This is a genomic window from Leifsonia sp. 1010 (genome assembly GCF_031455295.1).
GTDB lineage: Bacteria > Actinomycetota > Actinomycetes > Actinomycetales > Microbacteriaceae > Leifsonia.
The window spans coordinates 1,191,658-1,205,811 of record NZ_JAVDSL010000001.1; the positions used below are offsets into that span (position 1 = coordinate 1,191,658).

A 14,154-nucleotide genomic window follows, 5' to 3' on the forward strand; every position below is an offset into this window, starting at 1 on the left:
CGTGTCGGTGGTGGCCGGTACCGTCGGGCGCATGGGGAGAATCGTCTTCGACACGGCCGCGACCATCAACGGGTGGATCGCCGATGAGCATGACTCGCTGTCCTGGCTGTTCGCGGTGCCCGGCGGAGAGGAGCCGGACGAGAGCCTGCTCCCAAGCGGAGCGACGGTGATGGTCGAGGGGCGCACGACGTACGAGTGGGTGCTGCGCGAGAGCGGCATCGTCGAGGCGCCGGAGAAGTGGCAGGAGTTCCACGGCACGCGGCCGACCTTCGTGTTCACCCATCGAGAGCTGCCGGTGCCCGAGGGCGCGGACATCCGCTTCGTCTCCGGCTCGGTGGAGGAGGCGCTGCCGGCGATCCGCGAGGCGGCGGGCGACGGCGACATCTGGGTCGTCGGCGGAGGGGATCTGGCGGGGCAGTTCTTCGATGTGGGCGCGCTGGACGAGCTTGCTGTGTCGATCGCGCCGGTCGCGCTCACCGGCGGCGCGCCGCTCTTCCCGCGCAGGGTCGAGTCCGACCGTCTGCACCTCGAATCCGCCGAGGCCGTCGGCCAGTTCGCCCGGCTGCGTTACCGCATCATGGCCGCAGAAACGACCGCCTGATATACCGTGGGTCGCGTTCGACGGAGGGATTCGACATGACCGCAGCGGCCGACAGCCACGATCTGATCCGCGTCCAGGGGGCGCGCGAGAACAACCTGAAAGACGTCAGCGTCGAGCTGCCCAAGCGCCGGCTGACGGTCTTCACGGGCGTCTCGGGCTCGGGCAAGAGCTCGCTCGTGTTCGGCACGATCGCCGCCGAGTCGCAGCGCATGATCAACGAGACGTACAGCGCGTTCGTCCAGGGATTAATGCCATCGCTGGCGCGGCCGGACGTCGACGTGCTCGAAGGGCTGACGACCGCCATCATCGTCGACCAGGAGCGGATGGGCGCCAATGCCCGCTCGACGGTCGGCACGGTGACGGACGCGAACGCGATGCTGCGCATCCTGTTCAGCCGGCTCGGCCGGCCGCACATCGGATCGCCGCAGGCCTTCTCGTTCAACATCCCCTCGGTCACCGGGCGCGGCGCGATCACCGTCGGCGGCAAGACGGAGTCGCGCGAGTTCACCCAGCTCGGCGGCATGTGCCCGCGCTGCGAGGGGATGGGCAGCGTGAGCGACATCGACCTCACGCAGCTCTTCGATGACAGCAAGTCGCTCGCGGAAGGCGCGATCACCATCCCCGGCTACACGGCCGATGGCTGGGCCGTGCGGATCATCGGCAGCTCGGGCTTCGTGCCGGCGGACAAGCCCATCCGCGAGTTCACCGAGCAGGAACGCAAGGACTTCCTCTACAAAGAGCCGGTCAAGGTGAAGATCGAGGGCATCAACATGACCTATGAGGGGCTCGTCCCCAAAGTCCAGAAGTCGATGCTGTCGAAGGATATCGACGCGATGCAGCCGCACATCCGCGCCTTCGTGGAGCGCGCCGTCACGTTCGCGACCTGTCCCGAGTGCGGCGGCACCCGGCTGAGCGAGGGCGCGCGGTCGTCGAAGATTGCAGGCATCAGCATCGCGGATGCGTGCGCCATGCAGATCACCGACCTGTCGGACTGGGTGCGCGGGCTCGACGAGCCGTCCGTCCGTCCGCTGCTCAAGAATCTGCAGCACCTGCTCGACTCGTTCGTCGACATCGGCCTCGGCTACCTGTCGCTCGACCGGCCTTCCGGCACGCTGTCGGGCGGCGAGGCGCAGCGCACGAAGATGATCCGCCATCTGGGGTCGTCGCTCACCGATGTCACGTACGTCTTCGACGAACCGACCGTCGGGCTGCATCCGCACGACATCCAGCGGATGAACGAGCTGCTGCTGCAGCTGCGCGACAAGGGGAACACGGTGCTCGTGGTCGAGCACAAGCCGGAGGCGATCGCGATCGCGGACCACGTCGTTGACCTCGGTCCACGAGCCGGCTCGGCCGGCGGCGAGGTCGTCTTCGAGGGCACGGTGGAGGAGCTCCGCGCGAGCGATACCCTCACCGGGCGGCACCTCGACGACCGCGCGCACCTCAAGAAGACGGTGCGGACGCCGAAGGGAGCACTCGAGGTGCGCGGCGCCTCCGAGCACAACCTCCAGGGCGTGGATGTCGACATCCCGCTCGGCGTGCTGGTGGTCGTCACGGGTGTGGCCGGGTCGGGGAAGAGCTCCCTCATCCACGGCTCGGTGGCGCCAAGTGACGGCGTCGTCTCCGTCGATCAGGGCGCGATCCGCGGCTCGCGCCGCAGCAACCCCGCGACCTATACGGGGATGCTGGAGCCGATCCGCAAGGCGTTCGCGAAGGCCAACGGCGTGAAGCCCGCACTGTTCAGCGCCAACTCCGAGGGTGCGTGCCCGAACTGCAACGGCGCCGGCGTCATCTACACCGACCTCGGCGTGATGGCAGGCGTGTCGACGGTGTGCGAGGTGTGCGAGGGCAAGCGCTTCGACGAGTCGGTGCTCGAGTACCACCTGGGCGGCCGCGACATCAGCGAGGTGCTGGCGATGCCGGTCACCGAGGCCGAGGAGTTCTTTGCGAGCGGCGAGGCGAAGCTGCCCGCCGCCCACGCCATCCTGCAGCGGCTGTCGGATGTGGGGCTCGGCTATCTGACGATCGGCCAGCCGCTCACGACACTCTCGGGCGGGGAGCGGCAGCGGCTGAAGTTGGCGACGCACATGGCCGAGAAGGGCGGCGTGTACGTGCTCGACGAGCCGACGACCGGCCTGCACCTGGCAGACGTTGAGCAGCTGCTCGGGCTGCTCGACCGGCTGGTCGACGCGGGGAAGTCGGTGATCGTGATCGAGCATCACCAGGCCGTGATGGCGCACGCCGACTGGATCATCGACCTCGGTCCCGGCGCCGGCCACGACGGCGGACGGCTGGTCTTCGAGGGCACCCCCGCCGACCTCGTCGCCGCCCGTTCCACCCTCACCGGCGAACACCTCGCCCGCTACGTCGGCGCCTGACCCTCGCCCCCTCCGTCGAGTCCGCACAGACTGCACACGAATCGCCGTCGCGGCGTGCAAAGTTTGTGGACTCGACGGTGGGGATGAGCGGCGGGTTACGGAAGGTTGCGCGGGCGCAGGGACGCACTCGGCGGGGCGGATAGCGTCGGAGGGTGAGCACCCCGATCGAGAACCTGGGCCGCGAGACGCGGCTGTACCGGCCGTCCGAGGAGTTCGCGGCGCAGGCGAACGTCGACGCCTCCGTGTTCGCCGAGGCCGCCGCCGACCCGGTCGCCTTCTGGGAGCGTCAGGCCGCCCGCCTCGACTGGGCGGAGCCGTGGCACACGGCGCACACGTGGCAACCGGCCGAGCCCGGTGACGACGGCGAGCTGACGGTCCCGCGGGCCGAGTGGTTCGCGGGCGGCCGCCTCAACGCGGCCGTCAACTGTGTCGACCGTCACGTCGCCGCGGGCCGGGGCGACCGCGTCGCCCTGCACTTCGAGGGCGAGCCGGGTGACCGTGAGACGATCACCTACGCGGACCTCCAGCGGCGGGTGGCGCAGGCGGCGAACGCCCTCACGGCGTTGGGCGTCGGGAAGGGGGACCGCGTCGTCGTGTACCTCCCCGTCATCCCCGAGACGGTCGTCATCACCCTGGCGATCGCGCGCGTGGGCGCCATCCACTCGCTCGTGTTCGGTGGCTTCTCGGCGGAGGCGCTCCGCTTCCGGGTGGAGGACACGGGAGCCAAGCTGCTGGTGACCTCCGACGGGCAGTTCCGCCGGGGATCCGCCGTGGCCGTGAAGGCGAACGCGGATGCGGCGGTCGCCGGCGACAACGCGATCGAGCATGTGCTGGTGGTGCGGCGCACGGGCGAGCTGACACCCGACGTTCCCTGGACGCCCGGACGCGACGTGTGGTGGCACGAGGTCGTCGAGACGGCGCCCGACGTGCACGAGCCCGAGTTCTTCGACGCCGAGACGCCGCTGTTCATCATCTACACGTCGGGGACGACCGGGCGGCCGAAGGGGGTCGTCCACACGACTGGCGGCTACCTGACGCAGGCGTCGTGGAGCCACTGGGCGTTATTCGACGCCAAGGACGACGACGTGTACTGGTGCACGGCGGACCTCGCCTGGGTCACCGCGCACACCTACGTGCTGTACGGTCCACTGTCGAACGGCGCCACCTCCGTCATCTACGAGGGGACGCCGAACACCCCGCACACCGGCCGGCACTTCGAGATCATCGAGCGCTACGGGGTGACGACGTACTACACGGCGCCGACGCTGATCCGCACCTTCATGACCTGGTTCCCGGAGGGGCCGGGTGAGCGTTGGGACCTCTCCAGCATCCGGCTTCTCGGCACGGTCGGCGAGGCGATCAACCCGGAGGCGTGGGTCTGGTTCCGCGAGAACCTCGGTGCGGGACGCGCGCCCGTGGTCGACACGTGGTGGCAGTCCGAGTCCGGTGCAGCGATCGTCGCCCCGCTGCCCGGGGTGACCGCGCTGAAGCCCGGCTCGGCGACGGTCGCTGTGCCCGGCGTCACGGTGCGGGTCGTCGACGAGCGAGGCGAGGATGTGCCCCGCGGCTCGGGCGGCTCGATCGTCATCGACGGCACGTGGCCGGCAATGTCGCGCACGGTGTGGGGCGACCCGGAGCGCTACCGCGACTCGTACTGGCGGCCGTACGCCGACCGCGGGTACTTCCTGGCCGGAGACGGCGCCGCGGTCGACGACGATGGATACATCTGGCTGCTCGGCCGTCTCGACGACGTGATCAACGTCTCCGGTCACCGGCTGTCGACCATCGAGATCGAGTCGGCGCTGGTCGCGCATCCCCGTGTCGCCGAGGCGGCCGTCGTCGGCGTGGGCGACGACACGACCGGACAGGCGGTCGCCGCATTCGTGGTCCCGTCGGGAGAGAGACCGGCGGAGGCGGACCTCCGCGACCAGGTCACGCGCGAGATCGGCGCGATCGCGAAGCCGCGTCACGTGGTCGTCGTCGGGGACCTCCCGAAGACGCGGTCGGGCAAGATCATGCGCCGCCTGCTGGTCGACCTGTTCGACGGCCGGCCGCTCGGCGACACGACCTCGTTGCAGGACGAGACGGTGCCGCACGCGATCGCGGAGACGCTGGCTGCACGCACGCGCTGACGCCGGTCGGCGCGCGCGAAAAGGGAGGTGTTCACGCCCGACGCGCCGACGAGGTGCGCTGAACGGAGGTGGATGCGGGGGTGAGGACGCGGATGTCCTCCGTTTCGGACAGGAGCGGGCACGGTCAGGGGCGCAGGTCGGCGATCGTCAGGGCCGCATCGATGAGTCCCAAATGCGACAGCGCCTGCGGGAAGTTGCCCCAGAAGGCGCCGTCCGCATCCATCATCTCGGCGTAGAGACCGACGTCGTTCGCGCGGCCGACCAGGTCGTCCATCAGCGTCGTCGCCTCGTCGATCTCGCCGACGCAGGCCAGGGCGGCGGCGAGCCAGAAGGAGCACGCCGTGAACGGACGCTCGCCCTCGGCTGCCGCGCCGGTGAAGCGGTAGAGCAGCGGGCCGTCGCCCAGCTCGCGTCTCAGAGCGGCGATGGTGGAGCGCATCCGTTCGCCCCGGTCGAAGCCGCTGGGCGCGTGGAGCAGCACCGAGGCGTCGAGCTCCTCCTCGTCGGCGGCCATCGTGTACGCGCCGAGGCGGTCCGACCAGCACCGCTCATCCACCCAGGCGTGGATGGCGTCGGCCTCCCGACGCCATCGCGAGGGGTTGCCCTCCGTCTGCCCCAGCTCGACGAGCTGCAGGGCGGCCTGCAGCGCCTGCCAGCACCCCATCTTCGAGGAGGTGTGGTGACGGAGCTCGCTCAGCTCCCACATCCCGGAGTCGGGCAGGCGCCAGATGTCGCAGACGCGATCGGCCACGTCCGCGACCAGGCGGCGGGTGGGCACGTCGAGCACGTTGCCGGCCGCCGCGTACGCGAGCGCGACGCTCAGGAGGTCGCCGTAGACGCCGAGCTGCAGCTGTCCGGCCGCCCGGTTGCCGGTGATGACCGGTCCGATGCCGCGCCAGCCGGGCACGTCGTGCGTCTGCGGATCGGCGGACGACTCCTCCCGCAGCCCGTACAGCACGCGCAACTCGGAGACGTCGCCCTTCACGGCCCGGAGCAGCCACGAGATCGCGGCGTGCGTTTCCTCGCGCAGGCCGAACCGCGCCAGAGCGCGGAGCGTGTACGCGGTGTCGCGGACCCACGCGAAGCGGTAGTCCCAGTTCTTGCCGCCGCGGTCCGTCTCCGGGAGCGAGGTGGTCGCGGCGGCCGCGATGGCGCCGGTCGGCGCGTAGAGCAGCAGCTTCAGCGCGAGCGCGCTGCGCTGCACGGCGTCGTCCCACGGCCCCTGATACGAGAAGGTGCGCGACCACAGCTCCCAGTTGCCGACCGTGCGGTCGATCCCGATGTCGACGTTGCCGGGGTCGGGCAGGTGCAGCGGCTCGTCGTCCGTCGCCACGATCGAGAGCGTCCGGCGGGAGCCCTCGGTGACCCGGATGCGGCCGCGGAAGCGCGGTGCGTCCGCATCCTCCTCGGCGTCGTTCAGGCCGGTGACCCCGATGTTGACCGTCCCGACGCGGAGGATGCGCTTGCCGTCGACGCGTTCCGCCCACGGGCTGCTCGCGCCGAGCATCGTGCCGGGCTCGACGGCCCAGTCCATGGCCACCGTGCCGTCGACCCCTTCGATGCGGCGGGCGAGCTCGAGCCACGGCAGGCGGCCGGCGACGCCGGTGACCAGCGCGTCGGTGACCCGCACGGTGCCGTTCTCGGTGGTGAAGGTGGTCTCGAGCACGTTGGTGCCCGGGAGGTATCGCCGGCGGGTGCGGAACGCGCTGACCGGACGCAGCAGGATGCGACCCCCGCGCTCCGGGTCGAGCAGCGCCGCGAAGGCCGGATCGGAATCCAGGTTGGGGACGGGCAGCCAGTCGACCGTGCCGGAGCGGTCGATCAGGGCGACGGTGCGGCCGTCGCCGAGGGCCGCGTGGTCCTCGATCGCGGCGCTGCCGTCGCGCTCGATCGCGGCGCCGGCCTCCATCGATCCCGCCGTCACGCCCGCTGCTGGAGACCGGCCGCCGAGATGACCGCCTCGCGGAACACCGGTGTCAGCTGCTCCGCGGTGGGACGCCCGGCCGGGTCCTTCGAGGTCATCGCGTGGAGGATGCGGGACCAGTCGTCGGGCAGGCCGTCCGGGATGGGCGGCTCGTGTTCCAGCCGGGCCATCGCCGACTCGACGGCGCCGCCGGGGTACGCGACCGAGCGCGTGAAGCACTCCAGCAGGACGAGCCCGAGGGAGTAGATGTCGCTCGCCGAGGTGGCCGGCTGGCGCATCGCCTGCTCGGGGCTGAGGTAGGCCGCGGTGCCTGTCGTCTTGCCCTCGTCCGCCTGCGAGGGTGTGCCGACGAGGCCGCTGGCGATCCCGAAGTCGGTGAGCCGCGCCCGCGCCCGGAAGGTCGTCGTGCCGTACGAGACCAGCATGATGTTCGACGGCTTGATGTCGCGGTGCACCACCCCGTTGGCGTGGACGTACTCGAGAGCCTCGGAGATGTCGTAGGCGACTTCCGCGATCTCCTCCAGCGTCAGCTCCCGCTGGGCCAGCATGCTCGCGAGGTCGGTGCCGGAGACCAGTTCCATGATGAGGAACGGACGCGGGTCCTTCGGGGACGAGTAGTCGATCCCGGCGTCGATCAGCGAGACGATGCCGTGATGGCTCAGTCGCGCGAGCGCCGCCTGCTCGGTGCGGTACTGCGCCATCTCCTCCTCGCCGCCCGAGCGGTAGAGCTTGATGGCGACTTCGCGCCCCAGCAGCTCGTCGGTCGCGCGGAAGATGCTGGCCTCGCCGCCGCGGCCGATGACGTGCTGCGGCCGGTAGCGACCGAGCAGTGCCGGGATGGTGGACTCGGGCATCAGCTGTTCCGCGACCTCAGCAGGGCGAAGGACGACTCGCCGAGGATGACGCTCTCGCCGTCGGCCAGGGCCAGCTCGGGGTCGCTGGAGAGCTCCAGCTCCCAGTTCGAGCCGGCGGCCTCTGGGAGCACGAACTCCACGCCGTTCCCGGCCGCGTTCAGCATGAGGAGGAATGAGTCGGCCCCTTCGTGCCGCAGCTCGAACGCGATCGAGCGGGCCTCCGGGTCGGCCCAGTCCTCGTCGGCGAACGGCTCGCCGTCCGCCCGCACGATGCAGACGACATCCGGGCCGCCGACGTCGGGGGCGTGCCGGTACCACTCCGGCCGGAGGGCCGGCTCGGTGCGGCGCAGGTGGATGAGCTTCGACGTGAACTCGTGCAGCTCCCAGTCGGCGTTCTGCCAGTCGAACCACGAGATCTCGTTGTCCTGGCAGTAGGCGTTGTTGTTGCCCTGCTGCGTCCGCCCGATCTCGTCGCCTCCGAGGATCATCGGGACGCCCGCCGACAGCAGGACCGTCGCGAGGAAGTTCTTGCGCTGCCGGGTGCGGAAGGCGTTGATGCCCTCGTCATCCGTCGGCCCCTCGACGCCGTAGTTGCTCGAGCGGTTGTCGGATTCGCCGTCGCGGTTGTCTTCCCCGTTGGCCTCGTTGTGCTTCTCGTTGTAGCTGGTGAGGTCGGCGAGGGTGAAGCCGTCGTGCGCGGTGACGAAGTTGACGCTCGACAGCGGGGCGCGACGGGAGTCCTCGTAGATGTCCGGGCTGCCGAGAACGCGCTGCGAGAGGGTCGACAGCACGCCGGGGGTGCCGCGCCAGTAGTCACGGACGTCGTCGCGGAACTTGCCGTTCCACTCCGACCATCCCGCGGGGAAGCCGCCCAGCTGGTACCCGGCGACATCCCACGGCTCGGCGATCAGCTTCACCTGCGCGAGCGTCGGGTCCTGCTGGATGAGCGTCAGGAACGCGCTGTGCAGGCTGGCGTCGCCGCCCTGGCGGGTGAGTGTGGTGGCCAGGTCGAAGCGGAAGCCGTCGATGTGCATCTCCTCGACCCAGTACCGCAGCGAGTCCATGATGACCTGCAGGGCGGCCGGGTGGCTCACGTTGAAGCTGTTCCCGGTGCCGGTCGTGTCGAAGTAGTGGGCGGCGTCCCCGTCCACGAGCCGGTAGTACGACGGGTTGTCGATGCCCTTGAAGCTGTACGTCGGCCCGAGGTCGTTGCCCTCGGCGGTGTGGTTGTAGACCACGTCGAGGATGACCTCGATGCCGGCGGCGTGCAGGGCCTTCACCATGCCCTTGAACTCGTCGACCTGGTGCCCCGTGTCGCCCGTCGCGGCGTACTCGTTGTGCGGCGCGAAGAAGCCGATGGAGTTGTAGCCCCAGTAATTGCGGAGGCCCTTCTCCTGCAGGTGCGCATCCTGGACGAACTGGTGGATCGGCAGCAGCTCCACCGCGGTGACGCCGAGGTTCTTGAGGTACTCGACCGCGGCGGGGTGCGCCAGCCCGGCGTAGGTGCCGCGGAACTCCTCGGGCACCCACTCCATCAGCTTCGTGAAGCCCTTCACGTGCAGCTCGTAGATGATGGTCTCGCTGAGCGGCGTGTGCGGCCGCTCGTGGTCGCCCCAGTCGAACTCCTGCGGGTCGATGGCGATGCCGAGGGCGACGTGCCGGGCGCCGTTCGTGTCGCTGCGGCGCTTCGGGCGTCCGAGCTGGTGGCCGAACACGGCCTGCGTGTTGTCCCAGGCCCCGGTCACGGCGCGTGCCTGCGGTGCGAGCAGGACCTTGGCGGGGGAGAACCGGAGACCGTTGGCCGGGTCCCATGGCCCGTCGACGCGGAGCCCGTAGCGCGTTCCGGCAGTGAGGCCGGGGACGAACCCGTGGAAGACGTGGCCCATGCGCTCGGTGAGCACGGTCTGCTTCTCGCGGCCGCGGTGGTCGAAGATGGAGACGATGACCTTGTCGGCGCGCTCACTGTAGACGGCGACATTCGCGCCGCCGTCGCGCAGGGTCACCCCGAGCGGGTACGGCGTAGAGGCGGCCGTCACAGGGACGACCCCTGCGAGCGGCGTGCGCTGGGGGCGGTCCGGCGGTGGGGCCGGGGGCAGGGTTGGGACACGGTGCCTCCGTTCGGTAGAACGCCACGATACCTGCGCGGTGACACGCCCATCCAGGCATTGACACGGGGGTTGCGGACCGTTAGGCGCGCGGCTACCGCCGCGTAACGCGCACCGCCTCACCGAATGCCGCGACCGCATCCGCCGGCGCCTCGCCGAGGCCCGTACCCGAGAGGCTCGCCTCCACGAGCAGGTCGCCGCGGCGGAACCGGAAGACGCCGTCGGTGTACGCCACCTCGGTCGCCGGCGCATCGGCGGGGATCGTCCGGCGCAGACCGGTGAGGGTGCGATACCAGTCGAGCATCCGCGCGTTCTCCGGGCGCTCCGGCTCCGACCAGTCGAGCTTGGAGCGTCGGAACGTCTCGGGATCCTGCGGGTCGGGCACGACGTCCGGATCCCAGCCCATCTTGGCGAACTCCTCGATGCGGCCCTCGGCGGTCGCCTTCCCCAGCTCCGGCTCGGGATGCGAGGTGAAGAACTGCCACGGTGTCGTCGCGGCCCACTCCTCGCCCATGAAGAGCATCGGCGTGAACGGGCCGAGCAGGGTGAGGGCGGCGGCCGCCGCGAGGCGTCCGGGGTCGAGCGTCGCGGTGAGGCGGTCGCCCGCGGCACGGTTGCCGATCTGGTCGTGGTCCTGACTGAACACGACCAGGCGGGTGAACGGGATGTCCGGGTCGAGCGGGCGGCCGTGGTGGCGCTCGCGGAAGCTCGACCAGGTGCCGTCGTGGAAGAAGCCCCGCTGGAACACCTTCACCAGCGCCTCCGGCCGGGCGAAGTCGCTGTAGTAGCCGGTGTCCTCGCCGCTCAGGTTCGCGTGGATCGAGTGGTGCACGTCGTCGTCCCACTGCGCGTGGAGGCCGTAGCCGTGGTGCGAGCGGGTGCGGATCAGCTTCGGGTCGTTCAGGTCGCTCTCGGCGATCAGGGTACGCGGCCGGCCGGTCTCGCCGGCGAGCTCGTCGGCGAGGAGCGCGAGCTCTTCGAGCAGGTGGGTGGCGCGGTGGTCCTGCAGGGCGTGCACCGCATCCAGCCGCAGGCCGTCGACGTGCATCTCGCGCAGCCAGTACTCCGCGTTGTCGAGGATGTACCGCCGCACCTCGTCGGACAGGGGGCCGTCGAGGTTGACGTTCACGCCCCAGGTGCTGGCGCCCTGGCCGAGGTACGGCCCGAACTTCGGCAGGTAGTTGCCGCTCGGGCCGAGGTGGTTGTAGACGACGTCCTGGATGACGGCGAGACCCCGGCGGTGGCACTCGTCCACGAAGCGCTGGTATGCCGCCGGTCCGCCGTATTGCTCCTGGACGGCGTACCAGAGCACGCCGTCGTAGCCCCAGTTGTGCGTTCCGTTGAAGGCGTTCACGGGGAGCAGCTCGATCGCGTCGACGCCGAGGTCGATCAGGTGGTCGAGTCGCGCGGCGGCGGCATCCAGGGTGCCCTCGGGGGTGAACGTCCCGATGTGCAGCTCGTAGATCACCGTGCCGGTGAGGTCGCGTCCCTCCCACGCGCCGTCGTCCCAGGCGTGGGCGTGCGGGTCGAACTCGCGGCTCAGCTCGTGCACGCCGTTCGGCTGGCGGAGCGACCGCGGATCCGGGAAGGGTCCGTCGCCGTCGATGAGGAAGCCGTAATCGAGAGGTTCGGAGGGGAGATCCGGCGCCTCGGCCAGCTCCCACCATCCCCCGGTCGGGCTCGCGTCGGACGCAGGCACGCGCGTGAGCGGGTAGGTGCCGAGGTCGCCGAGCACCACATCCACCGATCGCGCCTCCGGGGCCCACACGGGGAACCGGCGGTCGGCGGCGGTCATCGGGTCACCGCCAGCAGCGCGACCGGGTAGGTCTCGAAGACGGAGGCGAGCGGGACGCGGCCCGAGTAGTCGCGTCCGGTGAGTTCGTCGCGCATGGGCTCCTCTCCCAGGTCGATGGTGGTGTCCGCCCATCCGCCGGTCGCGGAGAGCCCGACGGGCAGGCGGGTGGCGAGCGCGATCGCGCCGCCGCGGTCGAAGCCGACGAGGTGACCGGCGCGCGACCCTTCGGCGTAGACGGGACGGTAGCCGTTGAAGAGCTCCGGCCGGTCACGGCGCAGGCGGAGCGCCTTCGCGGTGACCAGCTCCTTCGCCGCGCCCGACGAGTCGACCTCGGGCTGCCATCCCTCGTCGATGTGGGCGAGGAGTGCTGCCGCCGCATCGAATTCGACCGGGCGGCGGTTGTCGGGGTCGACCAGCGAGCGCTCCCAGCGCTCGGAGCCCTGGTAGACATCCGGGATGCCGGGCGCCATGAGCTGGAGGAGCTTGGCGCCGAGCCCGTTGCTGGCCCCGGGCGCTTCGATGACCGCGGCCAGCGCCTCGACCTCGGCCCGCACGCGCTCGTCATCGAATGCGGCGTCGATGGCGGCGAACATCCGCTCCTCGAACGCCTCGTCGGGGTCGGTCCACCCGGTGGACGCGCCGGCCTCTCGGGCCGCCTTGAGGGCGTAGTCGTGCAGCCGCTCGCGTGACGCCGGCCAGGCGCCCACGACCGACTGCCACAGCAGGCTCTCGAGCGAGCCGTCGCCGAAGCCGACGCGCTCCCGCACCGTCCGCAGGAACCGCTCCCAGCGGCCCGGCAGCTCGGCGAGCACGTGGATGCGCGCCCGCGTGTCCTCGCCGCGCTTGGTGTCGTGCGTCGACAGCACCGTCATCGACTCGGGCAGGCGACGCTGGCGGTCGGTCTGCCTGCGGTGGAACTCCTCGGGCGAGAGCGCGAACTCCGACGGGTCGGCGCCGACCTCGGTCAGCGACACGAGTCGGGTGAAGCGGTAGAACGCGTTGTCCTCGACCCCCTTCGCCATGATGGCGCCGGTGGTCTGCTCGAACCGATCGCCCAGACGGTCGACGATGCGCGCGATCACGGGTGCGAGGTCCGGGCGGGTGGCCGCGGCCGCCTGACGCGCCTCCTCCAGGTACTCGTCGCCGTACGGCAGGTAACTGCGGTACACGGGGAACCAGGCGGCCAGTTCGGCGACGGCGTCCGCCGTCTCCTCGTCCGTCCCCTCCTCGAGCTCGCGGACGACCCGGAGCACCTCGGAGCGGAGGATGCCGTCGGCGACGGCGCGCTTGCGGCGGTGGACGAGCTCCACCCAGTCCTGGCTCTCCTCTCGCTCGTCGAGCTCGCCCGCGAGGGCGGTGAGCGGCCCTTCACCGGTGGGGTCGACGAAGACCCTGTCGATGATGGCGAGGGCGTCGTATCCGGTGGTGCCCTGCACGGGCCAGTCCGGCATCCGCTCGTCGCCCTCGATGATCTTCTCGACCCAGATCGGGGCGTCGCCGGCGAGGTCGCGCAGCCGCTCGAGGTACTGGCCGGGGTCGCGGAGGCCGTCCGGGTGGTCGACGCGGAGGCCGTCGACGAGCCCCTCGCTCAGCCAGCGGCCGATCTCGCGGTGGGTGTCGTCGAAGACCTGCTGGTCTTCGACACGGAGTCCGGCGAGCGTGCTCACGGCGAAGAACCGGCGGTAGTTGAGCTCGGCGTCGGCCCGGCGCCAGGACATCAGCTCGTAGTGCTGGCGGGCGTGCACCTCGCGCGGTGTCCCCTCGCCTGTGCCGGGTGCGATCGGGAAGCGGTGGTCGTAGTAGCGCAGCTCGCCGTCCTCGATGCGCAGGGCGTCCTCCTCGTCGGGGCCGTCGCCCAGGATGGGGAGCCGGAGGCGTCCATGACCGAAGGGCCAGTCGATGTCGAAGTAGGAGGCGTAGCGCGACTCCTGACCGTGCTGGAGCACATCCCACCACCAGGCGTTGACCGCGGGGGTGGCGACGCCCATGTGGTTGGGGACGATGTCGACGAGCACCTTGAGCCCGCGGCTGTGCGCGGCGTCGGCGAACTCGCGCAGGGCCTCCGGGCCGCCACGCGACGCATCCACACGGCTGTGATCGACCACGTCGTAGCCGTGCATGGAACCCGGCTCGGCCTCCAGCAGAGGAGACAGGTAGACCCAGTCGGCGCCGAGGCGCTGGATGTGATCGAGCACCTGCATGGCGTCGCGGAGGGTGAAGGCGGGGGAGATCTGGAGGCGGTAGGTGCTCACAGCGTTCATTCTGCGGGAGGGCGGCACCGCCGAGTAGGGCTTGAAATCAATCGCCGGGCGTTTTGCTAGACGAGCAAGCAATATGATTAGACTAACTACATATTCGCTGGATC

Annotated in this window: 8 protein-coding genes; 3 read left to right on the top strand and 5 right to left on the bottom strand. The window is 70.6% G+C overall.

Annotation, left to right across the window (positions count from 1 at the left end):
• Positions 1–31 precede the first annotated feature (31 nt).
• The 3 genes from J2Y42_RS05840 to acs all read left to right on the top strand — a co-directional run bounded on the left by J2Y42_RS05840 (position 32) and on the right by acs (position 5,111).
• On the top strand, positions 32–601 hold the full coding sequence (locus tag J2Y42_RS05840; protein WP_309855815.1) for a dihydrofolate reductase family protein: 570 nt from the start codon (positions 32–34) through the stop codon (positions 599–601).
• Positions 602–636: 35 nt separating this feature from the next.
• Positions 637–2,979: an excinuclease ABC subunit UvrA gene (locus J2Y42_RS05845; protein WP_309855816.1), complete on the top strand. Its 2,343-nt coding sequence runs from the start codon at positions 637–639 to the stop codon at positions 2,977–2,979.
• Positions 2,980–3,131: 152 nt separating this feature from the next.
• Complete coding sequence (gene acs / locus J2Y42_RS05850) at positions 3,132–5,111, top strand: acetate--CoA ligase (RefSeq protein ID WP_309855818.1); 1,980 nt, start codon at positions 3,132–3,134, stop codon at positions 5,109–5,111.
• Positions 5,112–5,235: 124 nt separating this feature from the next.
• Here acs and J2Y42_RS05855 read toward each other — a convergent pair whose 3' ends face one another.
• The 5 genes from J2Y42_RS05855 to treY all read right to left on the bottom strand — a co-directional run bounded on the left by J2Y42_RS05855 (position 5,236) and on the right by treY (position 14,050).
• Entirely contained in the window at positions 5,236–7,035 is a 1,800-nt protein-coding gene (locus tag J2Y42_RS05855; RefSeq protein WP_396427137.1) for a glycoside hydrolase family 15 protein, read from the bottom strand.
• Positions 7,032–7,889, bottom strand: a complete 858-nt coding sequence (locus J2Y42_RS05860) for a serine/threonine-protein kinase (RefSeq protein WP_309855820.1) — start codon at positions 7,887–7,889, stop codon at positions 7,032–7,034. Before J2Y42_RS05860 ends, J2Y42_RS05855 begins: the two co-directional genes overlap by 4 nt.
• Positions 7,889–9,925, bottom strand: a complete 2,037-nt coding sequence (gene glgX, locus J2Y42_RS05865; RefSeq protein WP_309855822.1) for a glycogen debranching protein GlgX — start codon at positions 9,923–9,925, stop codon at positions 7,889–7,891. Before glgX ends, J2Y42_RS05860 begins: the two co-directional genes overlap by 1 nt.
• A 163-nt stretch (positions 9,926–10,088) precedes the next feature.
• Complete coding sequence (gene treZ, locus J2Y42_RS05870; RefSeq protein ID WP_309855823.1) at positions 10,089–11,789, bottom strand: malto-oligosyltrehalose trehalohydrolase; 1,701 nt, start codon at positions 11,787–11,789, stop codon at positions 10,089–10,091.
• Entirely contained in the window at positions 11,786–14,050 is a 2,265-nt protein-coding gene (gene treY, locus J2Y42_RS05875) for a malto-oligosyltrehalose synthase (protein WP_309855825.1), read from the bottom strand. Before treY ends, treZ begins: the two co-directional genes overlap by 4 nt.
• Positions 14,051–14,154: the final 104 nt, after the last annotated feature.

Bases quoted from the DNA above. Each gene is read 5' to 3' on its own strand.
- treY (WP_309855825.1), bottom strand. From the start codon at position 14,050: ATGAACGCTGTGAGCACCTACCGCCTCCAGATCTCCCCCGCCTTCACC.
- J2Y42_RS05860 (WP_309855820.1), bottom strand. From the start codon at position 7,889: ATGCCCGAGTCCACCATCCCGGCACTGCTCGGTCGCTACCGGCCGCAG.
- treZ (WP_309855823.1), bottom strand. From the start codon at position 11,789: ATGACCGCCGCCGACCGCCGGTTCCCCGTGTGGGCCCCGGAGGCGCGA.
- J2Y42_RS05840 (WP_309855815.1), top strand. From the start codon at position 32: ATGGGGAGAATCGTCTTCGACACGGCCGCGACCATCAACGGGTGGATC.
- J2Y42_RS05845 (WP_309855816.1), top strand. From the start codon at position 637: ATGACCGCAGCGGCCGACAGCCACGATCTGATCCGCGTCCAGGGGGCG.